Source organism: Vulcaniibacterium gelatinicum (assembly GCF_008033445.1).
Lineage (GTDB): Bacteria > Pseudomonadota > Gammaproteobacteria > Xanthomonadales > Xanthomonadaceae > Vulcaniibacterium_B > Vulcaniibacterium_B gelatinicum.
Map to the genome: position 1 here is coordinate 123,393 of NZ_VNKO01000003.1, position 17,634 is coordinate 141,026.

The 17,634-nt window shown below is 72.5% G+C and carries 21 protein-coding genes; 14 read left to right on the forward strand and 7 right to left on the reverse strand.

Annotated elements, in window-relative coordinates; all coding sequences use genetic code 11:
* Positions 1–61 precede the first annotated feature (61 nt).
* Genes FPV26_RS03085 through FPV26_RS03100 form a run of 4 tightly spaced genes read left to right on the forward strand, consistent with a single transcriptional unit; the run spans position 62 to position 1,779 of the window.
* The gene (locus FPV26_RS03085) at positions 62–394 is read left to right on the forward strand and encodes a hypothetical protein (RefSeq protein WP_147652241.1); all 333 of its coding nucleotides are present in this window, start codon (positions 62–64) and stop codon (positions 392–394) included.
* A gap of 24 nt (positions 395–418) precedes the next feature.
* On the forward strand, positions 419–994 hold the full coding sequence (locus FPV26_RS03090; protein ID WP_246109187.1) for an RNA polymerase sigma factor: 576 nt from the start codon (positions 419–421) through the stop codon (positions 992–994).
* On the forward strand, positions 991–1,350 hold the full coding sequence (locus FPV26_RS03095; RefSeq protein ID WP_147652243.1) for a hypothetical protein: 360 nt from the start codon (positions 991–993) through the stop codon (positions 1,348–1,350). Before FPV26_RS03090 ends, FPV26_RS03095 begins: the two co-directional genes overlap by 4 nt.
* 6 nt (positions 1,351–1,356) lie before the next feature.
* Positions 1,357–1,779: a DUF3106 domain-containing protein gene (locus FPV26_RS03100; protein ID WP_147652244.1), complete on the forward strand. Its 423-nt coding sequence runs from the start codon at positions 1,357–1,359 to the stop codon at positions 1,777–1,779.
* Between the two features lie 33 nt (positions 1,780–1,812).
* Here the strand turns inward: FPV26_RS03100 and FPV26_RS03105 are convergent, their stop codons facing one another.
* The gene (locus tag FPV26_RS03105; protein WP_147652245.1) at positions 1,813–2,904 is read right to left on the reverse strand and encodes an NAD(P) transhydrogenase subunit alpha; all 1,092 of its coding nucleotides are present in this window, start codon (positions 2,902–2,904) and stop codon (positions 1,813–1,815) included.
* Positions 2,905–2,970: 66 nt separating this feature from the next.
* Entirely contained in the window at positions 2,971–5,115 is a 2,145-nt protein-coding gene (locus tag FPV26_RS03110; protein ID WP_181952543.1) for a DUF1631 family protein, read from the reverse strand.
* Between the two features lie 114 nt (positions 5,116–5,229).
* Between FPV26_RS03110 and FPV26_RS03115 the strand changes: the two genes are divergently transcribed.
* Genes FPV26_RS03115 through FPV26_RS03125 form a run of 3 tightly spaced genes read left to right on the forward strand, consistent with a single transcriptional unit; the run spans position 5,230 to position 7,326 of the window.
* Positions 5,230–5,811, forward strand: coding sequence for a nitroreductase family protein (locus FPV26_RS03115; protein ID WP_147652247.1), 582 nt, complete (start codon positions 5,230–5,232; stop codon positions 5,809–5,811).
* Positions 5,811–6,719, forward strand: a complete 909-nt coding sequence (locus tag FPV26_RS03120) for a 5'-3' exonuclease (protein WP_147652248.1) — start codon at positions 5,811–5,813, stop codon at positions 6,717–6,719. The genes FPV26_RS03115 and FPV26_RS03120 overlap by 1 nt, the downstream gene beginning before the upstream one ends.
* 46 nt (positions 6,720–6,765) lie before the next feature.
* Positions 6,766–7,326 carry an NUDIX hydrolase gene (locus FPV26_RS03125; RefSeq protein WP_147652249.1) on the forward strand — a complete coding sequence of 187 codons (561 nt, stop codon included), beginning with the start codon at positions 6,766–6,768 and terminating at the stop codon, positions 7,324–7,326.
* 6 nt (positions 7,327–7,332) lie between these two features.
* Here the strand turns inward: FPV26_RS03125 and pip are convergent, their stop codons facing one another.
* The 4 genes from pip to FPV26_RS03145 all read right to left on the reverse strand — a co-directional run bounded on the left by pip (position 7,333) and on the right by FPV26_RS03145 (position 10,347).
* A complete protein-coding gene (pip, locus tag FPV26_RS03130; RefSeq protein ID WP_147652250.1) occupies positions 7,333–8,274 on the reverse strand; it encodes a prolyl aminopeptidase in 942 nt (313 codons plus the stop codon).
* Between the two features lie 31 nt (positions 8,275–8,305).
* A complete protein-coding gene (gene prmC, locus FPV26_RS03135; RefSeq protein WP_147652251.1) occupies positions 8,306–9,148 on the reverse strand; it encodes a peptide chain release factor N(5)-glutamine methyltransferase in 843 nt (280 codons plus the stop codon).
* A gap of 16 nt (positions 9,149–9,164) precedes the next feature.
* Positions 9,165–9,698, reverse strand: a complete 534-nt coding sequence (gene ahpD, locus FPV26_RS03140; protein ID WP_147652252.1) for an alkylhydroperoxidase, AhpD family — start codon at positions 9,696–9,698, stop codon at positions 9,165–9,167.
* A 109-nt stretch (positions 9,699–9,807) separates the two neighbouring features.
* Positions 9,808–10,347 carry a peroxiredoxin gene (locus tag FPV26_RS03145; protein ID WP_147652253.1) on the reverse strand — a complete coding sequence of 180 codons (540 nt, stop codon included), beginning with the start codon at positions 10,345–10,347 and terminating at the stop codon, positions 9,808–9,810.
* Between the two features lie 176 nt (positions 10,348–10,523).
* Here FPV26_RS03145 and oxyR point away from each other — a divergent pair, with 176 nt between their 5' ends.
* From oxyR to FPV26_RS03165, 4 genes are all read left to right on the forward strand, one after another.
* Complete coding sequence (gene oxyR / locus FPV26_RS03150) at positions 10,524–11,492, forward strand: DNA-binding transcriptional regulator OxyR (protein ID WP_147652254.1); 969 nt, start codon at positions 10,524–10,526, stop codon at positions 11,490–11,492.
* A 153-nt stretch (positions 11,493–11,645) separates the two neighbouring features.
* The gene (locus tag FPV26_RS03155; protein WP_147652255.1) at positions 11,646–12,065 is read left to right on the forward strand and encodes a rubrerythrin family protein; all 420 of its coding nucleotides are present in this window, start codon (positions 11,646–11,648) and stop codon (positions 12,063–12,065) included.
* Positions 12,066–12,134: 69 nt separating this feature from the next.
* Positions 12,135–13,478, forward strand: a complete 1,344-nt coding sequence (locus FPV26_RS03160) for a heterodisulfide reductase-related iron-sulfur binding cluster (protein ID WP_147652256.1) — start codon at positions 12,135–12,137, stop codon at positions 13,476–13,478.
* Between the two features lie 11 nt (positions 13,479–13,489).
* The gene (locus FPV26_RS03165) at positions 13,490–14,071 is read left to right on the forward strand and encodes a DUF3501 family protein (RefSeq protein ID WP_147652257.1); all 582 of its coding nucleotides are present in this window, start codon (positions 13,490–13,492) and stop codon (positions 14,069–14,071) included.
* A 9-nt stretch (positions 14,072–14,080) separates the two neighbouring features.
* Here the strand turns inward: FPV26_RS03165 and msrA are convergent, their stop codons facing one another.
* Positions 14,081–14,731, reverse strand: a complete 651-nt coding sequence (msrA, locus tag FPV26_RS03170; protein ID WP_147652307.1) for a peptide-methionine (S)-S-oxide reductase MsrA — start codon at positions 14,729–14,731, stop codon at positions 14,081–14,083.
* A 126-nt stretch (positions 14,732–14,857) separates the two neighbouring features.
* Between msrA and FPV26_RS03175 the strand changes: the two genes are divergently transcribed.
* The 3 genes from FPV26_RS03175 to FPV26_RS03185 are packed head-to-tail and all read left to right on the forward strand — an operon-like array spanning position 14,858 to position 17,605.
* Positions 14,858–16,603, forward strand: a complete 1,746-nt coding sequence (locus FPV26_RS03175) for a glutamine--tRNA ligase/YqeY domain fusion protein (protein WP_147652258.1) — start codon at positions 14,858–14,860, stop codon at positions 16,601–16,603.
* A gap of 10 nt (positions 16,604–16,613) precedes the next feature.
* Entirely contained in the window at positions 16,614–17,030 is a 417-nt protein-coding gene (locus FPV26_RS03180; RefSeq protein ID WP_425473039.1) for a hypothetical protein, read from the forward strand.
* Positions 17,030–17,605 carry a nucleoside deaminase gene (locus FPV26_RS03185; protein ID WP_147652259.1) on the forward strand — a complete coding sequence of 192 codons (576 nt, stop codon included), beginning with the start codon at positions 17,030–17,032 and terminating at the stop codon, positions 17,603–17,605. The genes FPV26_RS03180 and FPV26_RS03185 overlap by 1 nt, the downstream gene beginning before the upstream one ends.
* Positions 17,606–17,634 lie beyond the last annotated feature (29 nt).

The following is a 17,634-nucleotide window of genomic DNA, read 5'->3' on the forward strand; positions in this document are numbered from 1 at the left end:
CCGCCGCCGCCCCGGGGCGTTCCCTCCTGCGCAGTCTCCCCTGCCACCGGAGGATCTACCGATGACCCGCACCCGCCTCGCCCTCGCCGCCGCCCTGCTGCTGGCCGCCGGGGCCGTCCATGCCGCCGACCGCGGCGACCGCGTCGAACGCCGCCTGGACCGGCGCGGCGACCGCATCGAGCACCGGCTCGACCTGCGCGGCGACCGCATTGACGCCCGCCTCGACCGCCGCGCCGCGCACGCCGAGGCCCATGGCCATGCGCGCCTGGCCGAGCATCTGGACCGCCGTGGCGACCGCGTTGATGCGCGGCTGGACCGTCGTGGCGAACGCATCAATGCCCGCCTCGATCGCCGCGGCGAGCGCTTCGACCGCCGCTGGGACCGCCACCACTGAGCCCGCGCCGATATGCTGCTGCGCGTGAGCGAAGCGCCCGCCGAGGCCGGCCCCCGCCCCGCGTCCGATCCGGACGCGGGCCCGGCCGCGCCGCGCACGCTGGACGCGTTCCTGCATGCGATCGCCGCGCGCGCGTTCCGCTTCGCCGAACTCGGCCTGCAGCACCGCGAGGACGCGCTCGACGCGGTCCAGGACGCGATGCTGCGCATGCTCCGCTATGCCGACCGCCCGGCCGCGGAATGGACGCCGTTGTTCTGGAGCGTGCTGCGCCGGCGCATGGTGGATGTGCAACGCCGGCGGCTGCTGCGCCTGGGCTGGCTGCGCGGCGATGCGCGCGAGGACGGCAGCGTGATTGATTGGACGCCCGACCCGCAGGCCGATCCCGCGCACCGCCACGACGACCGCGAGGCCTACGCGCGCCTGGCCGCGGCGCTGCGCGCGCTGCCGCGCCGCCAGCGCGAGGCCTTCACCCTGCGCGTGCTGGAGGAACTGGACGTGGCCGCCACCGCGCAGGCGATGGGCTGCAGCGAGGGCGCGGTGAAGACCCACCTCTTCCGTGCGCGCGAGGCGCTGCAACGACAGCTGGAGGATTTCCGATGACCACGCCCGGACCCGATCCGCACCGCGACGCCGAGTTCGACCGGCACGCACGGGAGTGCTACGCGCGGTCGCTATCGCGGCTGTCGCCGGCCACCCGCCTGCGCCTGCGTCCCGCGCCCGCGCCGCCCGCGCGCGCCTGGCGCATCGCCTGGCCGCTGGCCGCCGCCTGCGCGGTCGGCGTGCTGGCGATCGGCCTGACCCGCCTGCCGGCGCCGTCCGCCCCCGCGACGCCGACCGGCACCATGCCCACGGCGACGCTCGCCGGCGATGCCCCGCTCGATGCCGTGCTCGACGAATCCCCCGACCTCTACCTCTGGCTCGCATCCACCGATGCGCCCGACTTCCCTCTGGAGTGACCCGCCATGTCCCGATCCCGCCATGTCCTGCTGCTCGCCGCGCTGCTGGCCGGCCCCGCCCTCGCCGAGCAGGCCTCCGCGCCCGCGCGCAGCTATCCGGCCTGGGAACAGCTCAGCCAGGCCGAACGCGAGCTGCTGATCGCGCCGGTCCGCGAGCGCTGGAACGCCAACCCCGAAGCGCGCGCACGGATGATGCAGCACGCCCAGCGCTGGCAGACCATGACCCCCGAGCAGCGCGCCCGCGCCCGTCACGGCATGGGGCGCTGGGCGCACATGCCGCCGGAAAAGCGCGAGGCCATGCGCGCGCTGTTCGCGAAGATGCGCACGATGACCCCGGAGGAACGCCAGGCCTTCCGCGCGAAATGGAAGGCGATGACGCCCGAACAGCGCCGCGAGTGGCTGCGCGCCAACCCGCCGCCGAAGGAATGACCCGTTGCCGGGGAAATCCGGAGTGCGGCCGTCTCAGCCGCGCTCCGGCCACACCGTCCTGGCCAGCAGCTCGTCGCTCCAGTCAGGCGCGAGCGCGCCGTCCCTGAGCAGCAGCAGGGCGAAATTGAGCACGTTGCGCGCGTACATCTCGCTGGCGTGCACCGCGCCCTGGCTGGGCAGGTTGAGCGGGCCGGCGACGGTGACGCCGGCGTGCTCGATGGTCTGGCCGGGCCGGGTCAGTTCGCAGTTGCCGCCGGTCTCGGCGGCCAGATCCACGATCACGCTGCCCGGGCGCATGCCCTCGACCATCGCCGTGCTGACGATCTTCGGCGCCGGCCGCCCCGGCACCGCCGCGGTGCACACGATCACGTCCACGTTCTTCAGGTGCGCGGCCAGGCGGCGCTGCTGTTCGGCGCGTTCCTCGTCGGTGAGCGGGCGCGCATAGCCGCCCTCGCCCGCCGCGCTCACGCCCAGGTCGAGGAAGCGCCCGCCGAGCGATTCGATCTGCTCGCGCGTCTCCGGGCGCACGTCGAAGCCCTCGACCTGCGCGCCGAGCCGTTTCGCGGTGGCGATCGCCTGCAATCCGGCCACACCGGCGCCGATCACCAGCACCTTCGACGGGCGGATCGTGCCCGCGGCGGTGGTCAGCATCGGGAAGAAGCGCGGCGCCAGGGTGGCCGCGATCAGCACCGCCTTGTACCCGGCCATGCCGGCCTGCGAGCTGAGCACGTCCATCGCCTGGGCGCGGGTGGTGCGCGGCAGGCGTTCGAGCGGGAAAGCGACGATGCCGCGCGCCTGCATGGCCGCGGCGCGCACCGGATCGGCCTGCGGCTGCAGCATGCCGACCAGCACCGCGCCGGGCTTGAGGGCCTCGACGACGGCCACCGGCGGCGGCTGCACGCACAGCACCAGGTCGGCTTCGGCCAGCGCGGCGCGCGCATCGTCCACCAGTTGCGCGCCGGATTCGGCATAGGCGGCGTCGGCGAAGTGCGCGCCGGCGCCGAGCCCGCGCTCGATCCGCACCTGCGCGCCGGCCGCAACCAGCTTGCGGCAGGTCTCCGGCGTCAGCGCCACGCGCCGTTCGCCCGGCGCAGTCTCGCGCGCCACTCCGATGGTGATGCCCATGCTGCGCTCCGTCGTGACCCCGGCGCATCCTAGCGAATGCGCCGGCGGAACGCGCAACGCAGGGCGTCAGTTCTGGCCGACGGCGCGCTTCAGTCGCTCGCCCACGCGGCGCATCGCCTCGTCGAAGGGCTCCGGCCCAGCACCGACCTCCAGCCGCCCTTCGGCATGCAGCGCGGCGAGCTGCTCGGGCGAGGCCACCAGCACGCGCATGCCGCGCCGGTTGACCAAGAGCAGGCGCCCGGTCAGCGGGCTGATCCAGGCCACCTTGGCAGCGATGTTCTGCCCCTCCGCATCCACCAGCCGCAGCCACTCGCCGGGCGCCAGCCGGCGCATGCGCTCGGCCGCCTGCGGCTCGAAGTGCAGGCTGGCATGGCCGCCAACCACCCGCAGCACGCCCTGGTCGGCCTCCTCGTCGGCGACCTGCGGCGGCGGCAGATGGCGCACGCTGCGCGGCAGGTCCGGTTGCGCCAGCGCGCGCACCAGCCCCGCGAACCACTCCTGCGCCGCGCTCTCGTCCAGGCCGCAGCTCGCCAGGCAATCGGCGATCGCCGGCTGCAGCGCGAGCAGGCGGTCGGCGACGACGCCGCCGCGGCCCTGCGCGGCTAGCCCATCCACCACCACTAGCGCGTCGCCCAGCGCCAGCGTGTCCTCGTGCCGGGTCGAACCCAGCCCGTCGCGCAGCAGGGTCTGCACCAGATGGTGCTGCCAATGCTCGCTGAGGAACTGCGCCACGGCCTCGGTGAGCGGGGCCTTGCGCAGCCGTTCGCCGAGTGCGGCACCGGCCTGCAGGCGCGCCTGCAGCAGGCGTTCCTTGCCGTACACCGACTCGGCCGCGCGCTTCTCCAGCACTTCGGTCCGCCGACGCTGCTGTTCGAGCAGCGACTCCAGCTCCTCGGCGGCGGTCTCGAAGATCGCCAGATCCTCGTGGAAGTCGGCGACGATGCGCTGGGCCACGCCGGCCACGCGCTCGAGTAGTTCGCGGTCCTGCGGCGTGGCGCCCTCGTTGCCCTCGCAGGCCTCGGTGATCGCATCGAGCAGGCGCCGCGCGGGATGGGTGCGGCGCACGAACAGGGCATCGTCGTTGAGCGCCACCTTGACGTAGGGCAGCACCAGGCGTGCGTAAAGCCGGCGCGCACGGTCGAGCATGGCGTGGGTCTGGAACAGCGACTCGAACAGCAGGCCGACCATGTCAATGGCGTCGTGCTCGTGCTGGCTGAAGCAGGTCTGCTCGGGGTCCAGGCCGAGCCGGCGCGCACCCTCGGTGAGCTGCTGGCGGATGGTGTCGGCCAGGCTGCCGGCGCCGGCCAGCGCGCGCGCGAAGGGCTCGGGGGCGTCGCGCTGCAGCAGCGAGACCACGCTCACCACCTCGGCCGGGCGCAGCTCGCGGCGCGGCACGGCGCGACGGCCGGCGGACGCCTCGGCCGGCGGCGTGACGCGCTCGCGCCAGGCATGCACCAGCTCGCGCAGCTCGGTCAGGCGCTCGCGCGCCTCCAGCTCGGTTTCCACCGGCTCGGGGGCGGGCGGCGGAACGGGCGTGGCCGCCGGCGCCGGCTGCGCGGCGCGGGCCGCCTTCGAGATCCCGTAGCCGGCAGCGGCCAGCAGGGTGTTGACCCGGCCGTAGAGGTCGCCGAGCACGCTGTTGAGCTCGAGTTCGTACTGGCGGAACAGCAGCGGACGCAGGGTCTCGGGGATCTCGGCGTCGCGGTAGGTGGCCAGGAACGCGCCGGCCAGGCGGGTCGGGCCGAGCGGGTTGGCCGGCGCGCTCTGGCCGAGCGCCTGCGCCAGCTCCTCCAGCCGGCCTTCCAGGATTTCCAGCGGACGCGCGTAGCGCTGGCTGATGGACTCGGCCAGCTTCTGGCCAGCGAAATGGAACTCGAGCTGGCTCTCTTCCACCAGCCCCAGCGGGGTGCCGCTTCGCGCGCGCAGCGGCAGCACACGGAAATCCTCGAAGCCCTGCGCGATCATCTGCCGGTAGCGCATCACGTACGCGGCGTTGCGCTGGCGCAGGGCGAGCAGCGCGGCATGGTCGCTGCGGCGGATCATGACCAGCCCCGAGCGGCGCGCGGCGTCGTTGAGCGCGTCCTCGATCGGCTGGTACAGCGCGCTGGGCAGCCCCCCGAGCTGCTCCACCGCGACGCGCTTCATTTCCTCCAGCACTTCGGCAGGATTGCTGCGCGGTGGCTGGCCCACCCCCATCGCATGACCGGACATGGCACTTCCCCGAACAGACCGTCCGCGGCGAATTTCGACGCGCCACGGCAGCTTAGTGCCGATCCGCGTCAGGCGGACAACCTCGTTTCCAAATCGTGACATCCTTCCCAATTCATGAACACCGATCGTCACACCCCCCTGTCCTGCCTGGACCGCCGCCGGTCGGTTCCCGCCCGCCTGCTGGGCGAGCCCGGCCCGGATCACCCCACCCTGCTGCGGCTGCTGCAGTCCGCGGTGCGCGTGCCCGACCACGGCAAGCGCGTGCCGTGGCGCTTCCTGCGCATCGCCGGCGACGCCCGCCACGCGCTCGGCGAGGCGCTGGCCGCGCGGGCCCGCGAACGCGATCCGGAGGCGAGCGAGGCGGTGCTGGAGAAGGACCGCCAGCGCTTCGCCCATGCCCCGGTGGTGGTGGCGGTGATCGCGCGCCTGGGCCCGGACGAGAAGATCCCCGAGTCCGAGCGCTTCTCGTCCGCGTGCTGCGTCTGCTTCGCGCTGCTGCAGGCGGCGCAGGCGCTGGGCTTCGGCGCGCAGTGGCTGACCGGCTGGCCGGCCTACGACCCGGCAATCCTGCGCCTGCTCGGCCTGGCCGAGCACGAGCGCATCGTCGGCTTCATCCACATCGGCACGCCGAAGCAGGACGCGCCCGAGCGCGAGCGCCCGGACCCCGCGGCGCTGCTGTCCGACTGGACGCCGTGATGCCCTCGCCCCTGTACCTCATCGACGCCAGCCTGTACGTGTTCCGCGCCTGGCACTCGATGCCGGACGAGTTCCGCGACGCCGACGGCTGGCCGAGCAACGCGGTGCAGGGTTTCGCCCGCTTCCTGCTCGACCTGCTCGAGCGCGAACGCCCGCGGCACGTGGTGGTGGCGTTCGACGAGGCGCTCGACTCCTGCTTCCGCAACGCGCTGTACCCGGCCTACAAGGCCAACCGCGAGCCGGCGCCGGAGGAACTCAAGCGCCAGTTCGCGCACTGCAAGGCGCTGTGCGCGTCGCTCGGCCTGGCCGTGCTCGCGCATCCGGAGTACGAAGCCGACGACCTGATCGGCAGCGCCCTGCACGCATCGCGCGCGCACGGCCACCGCGGGGTGATCGTCTCGGCCGACAAGGACCTGTCGCAGCTGCTCGCCGGCGAGGACGAGCAGTGGGACTTCTCCCGCGACCAGCGCTGGAACGCGGCCGGCGTGCGCGCCCGGCACGGCGTGCACGCGCACCAGATCGCCGACTTCCTGGCCCTCACCGGCGATGCCATAGACAACATCCCCGGCGTGCCCGGCATCGGCGCCAAGACCGCGGCCCTGCTGCTGGCGCACTTCGGCACGCTCGACGCGCTGCTGGCGCGCGTGGACGAGGTGCCGTTCCTGCGCCTGCGCGGCGCGGCGCAGATCGCCGCGCGCCTGCGCGAACAGCGCGCGGCGGTGCTGCTGTGGCGGCAGCTGACCACGATCGCGTGCGATGCGCCGGTGGCCGCCCTCGCGCCGTACCCGCGCGGCGCTGCCGACGGCGCGGCGCTGCAGGCGCTGTGCGAGCACCTGCGCTTCGGCCCGATGTCGCGCCGCCGCCTGCACGCCGCCGCCGGCCTGCCCTACGCTCCGCCAGGGACGTAGGGCGGGCCTCGGCCCGCCACCCCGCCCGCGGGGTAGCATCCCTCGCATGAGCCCCCCCGACGACGAACCCTTCGAACTGCTCGCCCAGGGCCGCTGGCTGCGCCTGGTCCGGCGCGGCCGCTGGGAATCCTGCGAGCGCGTCCACGGCCAGGGCATGGCGGTGATCGTCATCGCCCGCACGCCCGCCGACGAGGTGCTGCTGGTGGAGCAGTACCGCGTGCCGCTGGGCCAGCGCACGATCGAGATGCCCGCCGGCCTGGTCGGCGACGAGTCCGGCGAGGACACGCTCGAGGATGCCGCGCGCCGCGAACTGGAGGAGGAAACCGGCTGGCGCGCGGACAAGGTGGAGGTGCTGCTGGTCGGCCCCACCTCCGCCGGCCTGACCAACGAACGCATCGCCTTCGTCCGCGCCACCGGATTGACCAAGGTCGGCCCCGGCGGCGGCGTGGGCGGCGAGGACATCACCGTGCACGCCGTGCCGCGCCGCGACGCGCCGCGCTGGCTGGTGCGCAAGCAGCGCGAGGGCTACGCCCTCGACATCAAGCTCTGGGCCGGGCTGTGGATGCTGGAGCGCGAGCCGGACGGGACGCCGCTGCCCCCGGCGTGAGGTCGCTCAGGCGAAGCGGTCCGTCGCCGTCACCAAGGCGTCCACGTTCTCGGCCTCGAACGCGGAATGGCCCGAGGTCGGGGTGATGACGAGTTCGCCCTTCGGCCAGGCCTTGTGCAGGTCCCAGGCGTTCTGCAGCGGGCAGACCACGTCGTAGCGGCCGTGCACGATCGCCCCGGGGATGTCGGCGAGGCGGTGCGCGTCGCGCAGCAACTGGTCCTCGACCTCGAAGAAGCCGCCGTGGACGAAGTAGTGGTTCTCGATCCGGGCGAAGGCGAGCGCGAACGCGTCCTCCTCGTGGCCGCTGATGAAGTCCGGGTCCTGGCGCAGGAACGAGGTGGCGCCCTCCCACACGCTCCACGCGCGGGCGGCGGCCAGGCGCACGGCCGGGTCGTCGGCGGTCAGGCGGCGGTGGTAGGCGCTCATCAGGTCGTGCCGCTCCACCGGCGGGATCGGCGCCAGGTAGTGCTCCCACGCATCCGGGAACAGGCGCGAGGCGCCCTCCTGGTAGAACCATTCCAGCTCCCAGCGGCGCAGCATGAAGATGCCGCGCAGCACCAGCTCGGTGACCCGCTCGGGGTGCGTCTCGGCATAGGCGAGCGCGAGCGTGGAGCCCCACGAGCCGCCGAACACCTGCCAGCGTTCGATACCCAGGCGCGTGCGCAGGGCCTCGATGTCGGCGACCAGGTGCCAGGTGGTGTTGTCGGTGAGGTCGGCGTGCGGCGTGGACCGGCCGGCGCCGCGCTGGTCGAACAGCACGATCCGGTACTTCGCCGGGTCGTGGAAGCGCCGCATTTTCTCGTTGCAGCCCGCGCCCGGCCCGCCGTGCAGCACCACCACCGGCTTGCCGCGCGGATTGCCGCACTGCTCGTAGTAGAGCGTGTGGCGCGCGTCCACCTTGAGCGTGCCGGTGTCGAAGGGCTGCAGCTCGGGATACAGCGTGCGCATGGGGGCGGCTTCCGGCCGGGGGCGGACGATGTTACCTCAGCGGCTCAGGCCCGCACCTGCCCAGACTCACCCGTTCGCGCCCTTCCAGGTCGCGTTCGGTGACGACCTCGACGAAGCCGGCGGCGCGCAGCAGCGCGCGCACCGCCGCGCCCTGGTCGTAGCCGTGCTCGAGCAGCAGCCAGCCGCCCGCGGCCAGGTGCGCGGGCGCGTCGCGGACGATGGCGCGGATCGCATCGAGCCCGTCCGCGCCCGAGGCCAGCGCAGCCGGGGGTTCGTGGCGCAGGGCGTCGAGGTGCGGATCGCCCTCGGCGACGTAGGGCGGATTGCTCGCGATCAGGTCGAAGCGCTCGCCGTGCAGCGGGGCGCACCAGTCGCCATGGCGGAACTCGACGTTGCCCAGCGCGAGCGCCTCGGCATTGGCCCGCGCCACCGCCAGCGCCGCGGCGCTGGCGTCGGTGGCGACCACCCGCGCCCACGGCCGCTCGCAGGCGATGGCGAGCGCGATCGCGCCGCTGCCGGTGCCGAGGTCGGCCACGCGCAGCGCGCGGCCCGCGGGCAGGCGCTCCAGCGCCAGTTCGACCAGGCGCTCGGTTTCCGGACGCGGGATCAGCGTGGCCGGGGTGACGCGCAGCTCGAAGCGCCAGAAGCCGCGCCGGCCGGTGAGGTAGGCCACCGGCTCGCCGGCCTGGCGCCGCTGCAGCAGGGCCTCGAACGCGGCCTGCACGGCCGGGGCGAGCGGCTCGTCGCCGTGCGCGTACAGCCAGCTGCGCGGCCGGCCGAGCGCGTGCGCGAGCAGCAGCTCGGCCTCGGCCGGCTCCACCCGGGCGCGGGCGTGGCACAGCGCGGCGGCGATGTCCGTGGCGGCGGGCGTCATCCCGCCATCGTACCCGTCACGCCGCCGCCTGCTCCGCGGTCACGCCGACCGCGTGCACCACCGCGGCGATCCTGAGCGCGCTCTGCACCGCCTGCGCGCTGGCGCCGTGCTGGCGGATGGTGCGCTCGTGCGAGTCCAGGCACGCGCCGCAGCCGTTGATCGCCGACACCGCGAGCGAAGCCAGCTCGAAGGTGAGCTTGTCCACGCCCGGGCGGGCCATCACGTTCATGCGCAGGCCGGTGCGCATCTGCCCGTACTCGTCGTTGTGGATCAGGTGCGTGGCGCGGTAGTAGATGTTGTTCATCGCCATGATCGCGGCGGCCGCCTTCGCGCCGTGGATCTCCTCGGGCGAGAGCTGCTCGGCGGCGAAGGCCTCGAGCGCGGCGGTCAGCGGCAGGTAGCGGGTGGCGATGGCGCAGGCGAGCGCGATCACCCGGATCTGCTTGCCGTCCAGGCCGGGGGAGCCGGCCTCGCTCAGCACCGAGTCGAGGTTGAGCTTGAGGTCCTTGGCGTAGTCTGGCAGCGCGTTGCGCAGGTCAGTCAGGCTCATGTCGCGGAACTCCAGGCAAAAAGAAACCGGGGCGAACCCCGGCGGCAGGCGGTCCGCATGCGGGCCGGCAGCGTTCCGGCCCGCATGCACGCTCGCGGGGATGGCGGGATCAGGCGACCTTGAGCACCTCGTCGCCCTGCTTCCAGTTGCAGGGGCACAGCTCGTCGGTCTGCAGCGCGTCGAGCACGCGCAGCACTTCCTCCGGGCTGCGGCCGACCGACAGGTCGGTCACGTACACGAAGCGGATGATGCCGTCCGGATCCACGATGAAGGTGGCGCGCTGGGCCACGCCCTCGTTCTTGTCCAGGATGCCCAGCGCCGAGGTCAGCTCGCGCTTGACGTCGGCCAGCATCGGGAACGGCAGGTCGTGCAGGTCCTTGTGGTGCGTGCGCCAGGCGTGGTGCACGAACTCGCTGTCGGTGGAGCCGGTCAGCAGCTGCGCGTCGCGGTCCAGGAACGCCTGGTTGTACTTGGCGAAGCCGGCGATCTCGGTCGGGCAGACGAAGGTGAAGTCCTTCGGGTAGAAGAACAGCACCAGCCACTTGCCCTTGTAGGTGTCGTTGTCGATCTCGACGAAGGCGTTCTTGAGATCGGTCGAGACGGTGGCCTTGAGCTTGAACTGGGGCAGCTTGTCGCCGACGGTCAGCATGGAGCGGTTCTCCTTGTGGGATGGTTGGGGAGGGGGACGGCCCGGGCGGGACACCCGGGCGACGGGGCACAGTGTGGGGGCGCCCCATTCATCCATCAAGGCGATTGTTTTGATGTTGACGATAGATCGAAACTATCGTAAACCGGTTCTGCCGCGCCGCCATCCGGGAGTGCGCCATGAACCTGCGCGACCTGCGCTACCTCGTCGCCCTCGCCGACCACCGCCACTTCGGCAAGGCCGCGGCCGCGTGCTTCGTCAGCCAGCCCACGCTCTCCACCCAGATCCGCAAGCTCGAGGACGAGCTCGGCGTGGCCCTGGTCGAGCGCGCCCCGCGCAAGGTGATGCTCACCGCCGCCGGGCGCGACATCGCCGAGCGCGCGCGCCGGATCGTGGCCGAGGTCGAGCAGATGAAGGAGGCCGCGCGCCGCAGCCAGGATCCGGAGGCCGGCACCGTGCGCCTGGGCCTGTTCCCGACCCTGGGCCCCTACCTGCTGCCGCACGTGGTGCCGCGCATCCGCGAGCGCTTCCCGCGCCTGGAGCTGCTGCTGGTGGAGGAGAAGAGCCCGGTGATCCTGGAGCGGTTGCGCAGCGGGAAGCTCGACGCCGGCCTGCTCGCCCTGCCCCTGCACGACGAGCAGCTGCACGCCGAATTCCTGTTCGAGGAACCCTTCCTGCTCGCGGTGCCCGGGACCCATCCGCTGGCGCGCAAGTCCGCGCTCGCGCTCAAGGACCTCGCCGACGAACGCCTGCTGCTGCTCGAGGACGGCCACTGCCTGCGCGAACAGGCGCTGGACGTGTGCCAGCTCGCCGGCGCCGGCGAGATGAGCGGCTTCCAGGCCACCAGTCTGGAGACCCTGCGCCAGATGGTGGCCGCCAACGTCGGCGTGACCCTGCTGCCCACGCTCGCGGTCAAACCGCCGGTGGCGCGCTCGCCCGACATCCGCCTGCTGCCGTTCCGCGACTCCCGCCCGAGCCGCCAGATCGCGATGGTCTGGCGCAAGAGTTCGGCGATGGGCGGGTTCCTGCAGCGCCTGGCGCAGGTGTTCCGCGAACTGCCCGAGGAGCTGTTCACGCCGACGGCGGAACCGGCGGCCGTCGCCGCAGCGAAACCGGCGCGGGGGAAAGCGCCCGCGGCGCGCGGCTGAGCCCGCCGCGGGGCGGGCCGGCCTCGGCATTCACGCGCCTTATCGGAATCATCGAATCAATCGAATTCCCCTACCCATTCCCGCAGGGTATGTTCGATTCGACCCGGTCCGTCCGGGCCGTTTCCTCCCGCCATACCGCCACGAGGTGACGCCATGAAGCCCCTGAAAGGCACCAAGACCGAGGAAAACCTGAAGTACGCCTTCGCCGGCGAGTCGCAGGCCAACCGGCGCTACCTCTACTTCGCCGCCAAGGCCGACGTGGAGGGCTACAACGACGTGGCCGCGGTGTTCCGCTCCACCGCCGAGGGCGAGACCGGCCATGCCCACGGCCACCTGGAGTACCTGGAGCAGTCGGGCGACCCGGCCACGGGGCTGCCGTTCGGGCCCACCGCGGAGAACCTGAAATCGGCGATCGCGGGCGAGACCCACGAGTACACCGACATGTACCCCGGCATGGCCAGGACCGCGCGCGAGGAAGGCTTCGACGAGATCGCCGACTGGTTCGAGACCCTGGCCAAGGCCGAGCGTTCGCACGCGAACCGGTTCACCAAGGCCTTGAACGAGTTGCAGTGATCCCGGCCCCGGCCCTCCCCCGCCAGGGGAGGGCCGGGAGCGCACGCAGCAGGGCGCGAAGGAGCGGGCATGTCGAATCCCGAAGGCGGCATCCGCGAGGGCAGCCTGGAAGCGCCGACCCGGCACCCGCTCGAGTGGCGCACGCCGGAGTTCTGGGACCGCGCCGCGCTCGAGGCGGAAATGGAGCGCGTGTTCGACATCTGCCACGGCTGCCGCCGCTGCGTCAGCCTGTGCCACGCCTTCCCCACCCTGTTCGACCTGGTGGACCAGTCCACGACGATGGAAGTGGACGGGGTGGCGAAGAGCGACTACGCCAAGGTCGTCGAGCAGTGCTACCTGTGCGACCTGTGCTACCAGACCAAGTGCCCGTACGTGCCGCCGCACCCGTGGAACGTGGACTTCCCGCACCTGATGCTGCGCGCCAAGGCGGTGGCGTTCCGCGAACGCGGCGCGGGCTTCGGCGCGCAGGTGCTGTCGAGCACCACCACCGTCGGCAGGCTCGCCTCGATCCCGGTGGTGGTGGAAGCGGTGAACTGGGGCAACCGCCAGCCGCCGCTGCGCAAGGCCATGGAGCGCACCCTCGGCGTGCACCGCGAGGCCGAGGTGCCGCGCTACCACGCGCGCACCGCGAAACGGCGCTTGCGCCGTGACGACGACGGCGCCGGCGCGGTCGCGGCCGGGCCGACCCGCGGCAAGGTTGCGATCTTCGCCACCTGCTATGGCAACTACAACCGGCCGCAGATGGTGGAGGACCTGGCCGCGGTGCTGCGCCACAACCGCATCCCGGTGAAGCTGATCCGGCACGAGCAGTGCTGCGGCATGCCCAAGCTCGAGCTGGGCGACCTGGAGCAGGTGGCGCGCTACCGGGAACGCAATCTCCCGCTGCTGCTCGAAGCCGTGGACGCGGGCTGGGACCTGACCGCGCCGATCCCGTCCTGCGTGCTGATGTTCCGGCAGGAACTGCCGCTGATGTTCCCTGGCGATCCGGACGTGCAACGGGTGAAGCAGGCGTTCTTCGATCCGTTCGACTACCTGATGCACCGCCACCGCGCCGGGCTGCTCGACACCGATTTCCGGCACTCGCTCGGCACCGTGGCGCTGCACGCGCCCTGCCACCAGCGGGTGCAGAACATCGGCCCGAAGACCAAGCAGGTGCTCGAACTGATCCCGAATACGGTCGTCAGCGCGATCGAGCGCTGCTCCGGCCACGACGGCACCTACGGCGTGAAGGTCGCCACCTACGAACGCGCGCGGAGGATCGCCCGGCCGGTGGAGCAGCGCGTGCAGCAGGTGCAGCCGGCGCACTTCGCCAGCGACTGCCCGATGGCCGCCGCGCACATCGCCCACGGCCTGGCCGACGGCACCGCCCCGGAACACCCGATCAGCCTGTTGCGCCGGGCCTACGGGATCTGAATCATCCACGCATGGACAAGCTGACCCGCGCCGACCTGCTCAGCCTGGAGCGCTACGCCGCCGAGCGCCCCGCCTTTCGCGAACGCGCGATCGCGCACAAGCGCGCCCGCACCCTGGCCCTGGGGCCGCATGCCACGCTTCTGTTCGAGGACCGGCTGACCATCCAGTACCAGATCCAGGAGATGCTGCGGGTCGAGCGCATCTTCGAGCCGGAGGGGATCGAGGACGAGCTGGCCGCCTACAACCCGCTGATCCCCGACGGGCGCAACCTCAAGGCCACCATGCTGCTGGAGTTCCCGGACGAGGCCGAGCGCCGGCGCCGGCTGGCGGAGCTGGGCGGGATCGAGCACCGGGTGTATGCCGAGGTGGACGGGTTGCCGCGCGTGTTCGCCCACGCCGACGAGGACCTGCCGCGCAGCAGCGAGGGCAAGACCTCGGCGGTGCATTTCCTGCGCTTCGAGTTCGACGAGGCCCAGGTCATCGCCCTGCGCGGCGGGGCCGGGCTCGCCTTCGGCGTGGACGATCCGCGCATGCCGCTGCACGCGGACACCGGCGCCCTGCTGCGCGCGGCGCTGCTGGCCGACTTCGACTGAGCCCGGCGCTCAGGCCCCGGTCCCGACCGGGCAGCCCACCCCGGTGCCGCCGAGCCCGCAGTAGCCCTGCGGGTGCTTGGCCAGGTACTGCTGGTGCTCCTCCTCGGCGTAGTAGAACGGCGGCGCGGGGAACACGATCTCGGTGGTGATCGGGCCGTAACCGGCGGCGGTGAGCCGCGACTGGTAGGCCTCGCGGCTGGCGAGCGCGGCCTCGTACTGGGCCTCGGTGCTGCAATGGATCACCGAACGGTACTGGGTGCCGACGTCGTTGCCCTGGCGCATGCCCTGGGTCGGGTCGTGGCCTTCCCAGAACGCGCGCAGCAGGGTGTCGAAGCCGACCTGCGCCGGGTCGTACACCACCAGCACCACCTCGGCGTGCCCGGTCAGGCCGCTGCAGACCTCGCGGTAGGTGGCGTTCGGGGTATAGCCGCCGGCATAGCCGACCGCAGTGGTGTACACGCCGGGCAGGGTCCAGAACAGGCGCTCGGCGCCCCAGAAACAGCCCATCCCGAACTGGACCTGCGCCAGCCCGGCGAACGCATCGCGCAGCGGCCGGCCGTGGACGAAATGGCGGTTGCCCAGCGGCAGCGGCTCGCGGCGCCCGGGCAGGGCGTCCTGCGGCCGCGGCATGCGCTGCTTGAAGGCGCCGATTCCCAGCACCATGCCCCGTCTCCCGGCGGCCCTCCCCCTCGGGCCGCCATTACCCCTCCCGCCTCGGCCGCTGTCAACCGCGGCCGGGGCGGGCGCGCGGGCTACACTTGCCGTTCCGCTGCACGACCCACCGCAATGTCCGCGACCTCCGCTCCGCCGGCGCCCGAAGCCGCGCCCGCCAAGACCGACTTCATCCGCCAGATCGTCCGCGAGGACCTGGCCAGCGGCAAGCACACCGCGATCCGCACCCGCTTTCCGCCCGAACCCAACGGCTACCTGCACATCGGCCACGCCAAGGCGATCTGCCTGGACTTCGGCATCGCCCAGGAATTCGGCGGCACCTGCAACCTGCGCTTCGACGACACCAACCCGGTGAAGGAAGACCCCGAGTACGTGCGCGCGATCTGCGAGGACGTGCGCTGGCTCGGCTTCGACTGGCACGCGCTGCGCCACGCCTCGGACTACTTCGAGGTGTTCTACCTCGCCGCCGAGAAGCTGATCCGGCAGGGCGACGCCTACGTCTGCGACCTCACCGCCGAGCAGGTGCGCGAGTACCGCGGCACCCTGACCGAACCCGGCCGCGATTCGCCCTGGCGCAACCGCAGCGTGGAGGAGAACCTGGACCTGTTCCGGCGCATGCGCGCCGGCGAGTTCCCCGACGGCGCGCGCACGCTGCGGGCGAAGATCGACATGGCCAGCGGCAACATCAACCTGCGCGACCCGGCGCTGTACCGGATCAAGCACGTGCCGCACCCGATCGCCGGCGCGGGCTGGTGCATCTACCCGATGTACGACTTCGCCCACTCGCTGTCGGACGCGATCGAGGGCATCACCCACTCGCTGTGCACGCTCGAGTTCGAGGACCACCGCCCGCTGTACGACTGGTGCGTGGACCGGGTGGCGCTGCACCGGCACCCGGAGCTGCTGCGCCCGCTGCTCGACCAAGGCTATCCGCTGGAGGCCGCCAAGCCGCGCCAGATCGAGTTCTCGCGCCTGAACATCAACTACACGGTGATGAGCAAGCGCAAGCTGATGGCGCTGGTGCAGGAGGGCCTGGTGGACGGCTGGGACGATCCGCGCATGCCCACCCTGCAGGGCATCCGCCGCCGCGGCTACACCCCGGCCTCGTTGCGCCTGTTCGCCGAGCGCGTGGGCATCAGCAAGCAGAACTCGCTGATTGATTTCTCGGTGCTGGAGAACTGCCTGCGCGAGGACCTGGACGCGCACGCGCCGCGGCGGATGGCGGTGCTCGACCCGCTGCGGCTGGTGGTCACCAACCTGGCCGAGGACCACGTCGAGACGCTGCGCTTCGCCAACCATCCCAAGGATGAATCGCTCGGCACGCGCGAGGTGCCGTTCGCGCGCGAGCTGTGGATCGAGCGCGACGACTTCGCCGAGGTGCCGCCCAAGGGCTTCAAACGCCTGGTCCCGGGCGGTGAGGTGCGGCTGCGCGGCGCCGGCATCGTGCGTTGCGACGAGGTCGTCAAGGACACGGACGGACGCGTGGTCGAACTGCGCTGCACGCTCGACCCCGATTCGCGCCCCGGCCTGCCCGGCGCCGACCGCAAGGTCAAGGGCACCATCCACTGGGTCAGCGCGCGCCACGCGGTGGCCGCCGAGGTGCGCCTGTACGACCGCCTGTTCGCGGTGCCAGACCCGGACAACGACGAGGGCGGCCGCAGCTACAAGGACTGCCTCAACCCGGAGTCGCGCCGCACCGTGCGCGGCTGGGTGGAGCCCGCCGCCGCGGGCGCCGCGCCCGAGCAGTCGTTCCAGTTCGAGCGCCTGGGCTACTTCGTCGCCGACCGCCACGACCACCGCCCCGATGCGCCGGTGTTCAACCGCAGCGTCAGCCTGCGCGATACCTGGAGCGCCGCCTGAGAGAGCCGCCATGCGCCGGAACCGTGCCCATGTCCTCGTCTGGCTGGCCATCGTGCTGACCGCACTGGCCGCCTGCGCGGCGCCGACGCCGCAGGCGCCGGCCCAGGACGCTGCGGCCACGGCGCCCGCGCCGCGCAAACCGATGCGCACCGGCGGCCCGCTGCCGGCCGAACCGATGCCGGACGCGCCGGTGCAGGTGGACCGCAGCTGCCGCAACGACGCCGACTGCACGGTCAAGAACGTCGGCAACTGCTGTGGCTATTACCCGGCCTGCGTCAACGTGGACAGCCCCACCGACCCCGAGGGCGTGCAGGCGCGCTGCGCGCGCGAAGGCATCGCCTCGGTATGCGGCTTCCCCGAGATCGCCGGCTGCCGCTGCGTGGACGGGCAATGCCGGGAGCTCGCCGCCGGCACGGAGACGCGCTGATGCTGTACGCGCAACTGCACCTCACCCTGCCCGCGTGGGTGCACGAGACGATCGGAGACGACCACGTCTGCCCCGGCGACGAGGACAAGGTCGCGCTCGCGATCGAGCTCTCGCGCCGCAACGTCGAGGCGCGCACCGGCGGCCCGTTCGGCGCCGCGGTGTTCGGGCCCGACCACCGCCTGGTCGCGGTCGGCGTCAACCGCGTGCTGCCGCAGAACTGCTCGGTGGCGCATGCCGAGATCATGGCCTACGCCCTGGCCCAGCAGCGCGTGCAGCGTTCGCGGCTCAACTGCGACGAGGCCGGCAACCGCTACGGCCCGTACACCCTGGCCACCTCGGCGCAGCCCTGCTGCCAGTGCTACGGCGCGACCTTCTGGGCCGGCGTGGACCGGCTGCTGATCGGCGCGCGCAGCGAGGACGTGATGCGCCTGACCGAGTTCGACGAAGGCCCGCTCCCGGCCGACTGGCTCGGCGAACTCGAACGCCGCGGCATCGCCGTGGTCCGCGACCTGCACCGCGATGCCGCCTGCGAGGTGCTGCGCAAGTACGGCGAGCTGGGCGGGGTGTTTTATTGAAAAGCATGGACCACGGATCTGCACGGATG